This window comes from Halalkalibaculum roseum, assembly GCF_011059145.1.
In the GTDB taxonomy this organism is placed as follows: Bacteria; Bacteroidota; Rhodothermia; order Balneolales; family Balneolaceae; genus Halalkalibaculum; species Halalkalibaculum roseum.
On the sequence record NZ_JAALLT010000010.1, the window covers coordinates 1 to 2,766 of the forward strand.

The window sequence follows — 2,766 nt, forward strand, 5'->3', positions numbered from 1 at the left end:
AATAGGTTTTCCCATTCTCAACACCACTGCTTTCGTAGGTTGTACCGGAGACGCTTGCATTGGCGGTAAGGGTAGAGAAAGAATTCCCCTCCGCAATTTGAATCTGATAACTGCTGATTCCCGAGATCGCTTCCCACTCAAAGGCAACGGGGACCGCTAGGTCACTGGCACCGTGCTCAGGTGAAATAAGTGTAACAGCAAGAGTCGTTGAGGTTTGTTCATTCGTACTTCCGTCGGAAGTGGTAAAATGCCAAATTTCCGACCAATACCCGTTTCTTTCCAGAGGTTTTACCTGCCAGTAATATGTGGTACCCGGTTCAAGGGTAGGCGTCGTATAGGAAGTTCCTTGAGTTGAAGTATCAATCAAAGTAGAATCTATATTCTGGTCAGTGGCCAGACGTATTTGGTACTCTTTACCTCCCCGAATTTTTTTCCATTTAAGTTCGACCTGGAGGGATTCGCCAGTGGAATTATTAGTGGGAGATACCAGTTCCGCGGTAATATTCTCTTCGGATTCAACCGTAGTATCCGGACCCGTTACTTTTTGGCATTGTACAAAAGAGACAAGTATAAAAATACCTGCCAGTAGATTGATATAGAAAGTTTTCATAAGTGAGAGCAATTATGGGATGCTTGCAGAATATAAAGGCAGGTTCTGCAACAGCCGTTGTATGTTTAGATGATATTTTCCGCTACGTTTTATTACGTAGATGATATTTTCGAATTCTTACTTTCAAGACCCTAATTGTTTGTAATAGTTACAATTATCTAATCCAGGTTCTTAAATTTTTTGTCAATTTAATAGACTTATATGTTATTAATAGTCGTAATGAAGGACATGGCAACATTATATTTTCTTAATTTGTTACTGAGAAATCAGTCACTAAGTTGCCCAATCATATAAGTGCTACCATACATAAATTAAAATGTTCCAATCTTTTTAATTTTGGTATGGTATTTATTTCCAGTGTTGGCATGTGGGCGGAGGTAGGACTTATATTTTGAAGGCTTTATCTAATGACTACATATAGATACGTACTTTTTCGTATCTATGTCTTCAAATAGTTTCCAGAAAAGGATTCATTTAGGGCCGAATTACTGTTCACCAGTTTTCAAATAACTTAATGTGATACCGGAATCTAGAAGGGCAGAATAAGAGACTTGAGTAAATCAGGAAAGCCAGGATAGGTGTTTTGCAATCGTTTATACCACTAAGACACCGGGTGCACTGAGCGTCTTAGTGGTACAATGTTCTTATTTCATTAAAGTCATCTGACTAGTCAGAATCCTGCTTTCAGTAACGAAGCGTATAAAATAGACCCCGCTTGCCAGATTATCATCACGGAACGTGCGTTCGTAAGAACCTGCAGTTAAGGTACCTTCAACGATGACGGCCACCTGTCGACCCACGGTATCGTATACCTTGAGTGAAACTTTCTGAGTCTTTCCGAGGGTAAACCTGATTTGTGTACTAGGATTAAAGGGATTGGGATAGTTTTGTTCCAAAGTAGTTTCAGTTTCACTTTCCTTCCCTCCTGTTATAAAACTCCAAACCGTCGACCAATTGCTGACGCCACCAGAGTTGGTTGCCTGCGCCCGCCAGAAGTAGGTTGTGGCATTAGCTAGTCCGCTTACCTCCCACTGTGTTTCGTTCAAGCCTGACTGTTCGGCCACAACGGTATTAAAGTCTGAGCTCGTCGCCACCTGGACCCGATAAGTCTCTGCATCAGCAGCCGCTTGCCAATCCAGTATCAAAGTTGTTGATTGATCGATTGCCATATCTGAAGGTGAAGTCAGCTGCGGAGCTGCAGGTGGGTTCGTTCCCCGATCACCGGTTCCGGTGGTAAAGCTACAGATGGAGCTCCAGTCGCCTTCCACTCCCTCTACGACGGCCCGCACCCGCCAATCGTAGGCGGTCTCCGTATCCAGAATCTTCGATGGTGTAAAGCTGGTTCCGCTGACCTGTTCTTCAATCACCATCTCAGACGGATTCAGACGATTGGCATGAAGAATGTAGTAGTCGGCCCCGCTTACCGGTTCCCAGGAAAAGGATGGAGTCAATGAAATACCGCTCGCACCGTCGGCTGGAGATGTAGGAACCGGAACAGGAATGGTTGTAGATGACCCGCTTTCGGTGGTAAAACTCCACACGCTGGACCAGCTGCCGGTGCCAGCGCTGTTTGCCGCCTGTACCCGCCAGAAGTAGCTGGTGATGTTGGCCAGCCCAGAAACGGTCTGGGAGGTACCCGTAAGTCCCCTTTGGTCGACTACCGGGGAAGAAAAGTCTGAACTTGTGGCCACCTGCACCCGGTAGGTCTCAGCCCCGGATGCGGTATCCCAATCGAGATTCGGGCTGATAACAATACCACTTTCACCATCGGCGGGAGAAGTCAGCGTAGGAGCAGCCGGTGGAGAAGTGGCCTCTTGCTCGGTAGTAAAATCATAAGGCACTGACCAACTACTACTCCCATAGGAGTTGGAGGCCTGCACCCGCCAATAGTAGCTCGTGCTATTCGCCAGCCCGCTCACCTCCCACTGGGTGGCTGTCAGGCCCGATTGATCAGCTTCTATACTGCTAAAGTCTGAGCTGGATGACAGCTGCACTCGATAAGTGTTTGCTCCGCCTACTGAATTCCAATCCAGAGTTGGGCTGGTCGATATGCCAGTCGCGCCGTCCGACGGGGAGACCAAGGAAGGAGTATCCGGAGATGTGGTATCACCTCCCCCGCTTCCAACCTGTAGTTTAATCGGTTCACTGGTCAGGGT

Annotated in this window: 2 protein-coding genes; both read right to left on the bottom strand. The window is 46.7% G+C overall.

Annotated features, from left to right (window positions below; genetic code table 11):
* A partial coding sequence (locus G3570_RS16240) for a glycoside hydrolase family 78 protein (RefSeq protein WP_165143920.1) occupies positions 1–610 on the bottom strand: 610 nt, incomplete at its 3' end.
* Between the two features lie 644 nt (positions 611–1,254).
* On the bottom strand, positions 1,255–2,766 hold a 1,512-nt coding region (locus G3570_RS16245; protein ID WP_165143921.1), incomplete at its 5' end, for a fibronectin type III domain-containing protein.